Annotated in this window: 1 protein-coding gene; it reads right to left on the reverse strand. The window is 60.2% G+C overall.

Annotated features, from left to right (window positions below; translation table 11 throughout):
- The coding region (locus tag F6V30_RS16955) for a GTP-binding protein (RefSeq protein ID WP_246163608.1) at window positions 1-261 on the reverse strand (261 nt) is incomplete at both ends.

The raw sequence follows: 261 nt of genomic DNA on the forward strand, positions 1-261 counted from the left end.
GCATCAAAAACGGCTTGTCGATGGCGCGCTCAGGATTGGGGATGTAGGCATCGACCGCATCCATCAGGGCAATGATGGCCGGCTCGGCCAGTTCGCCCTTCTCGCCGTTCAGCGCCTGGAGGGCCGAACCCTTGATGATGGGAATATCGTCGCCCGGGAAGTCGTAGCTGGACAGAAGCTCGCGAATCTCGAGCTCAACCAGTTCCAGCAGCTCGGCGTCGTCCACCATGTCCGCCTTGTTCAGGAAGACGACGATGTAGG

The organism is Oryzomonas sagensis, from assembly GCF_008802355.1.
Lineage (GTDB): Bacteria > Desulfobacterota > Desulfuromonadia > Geobacterales > Pseudopelobacteraceae > Oryzomonas > Oryzomonas sagensis.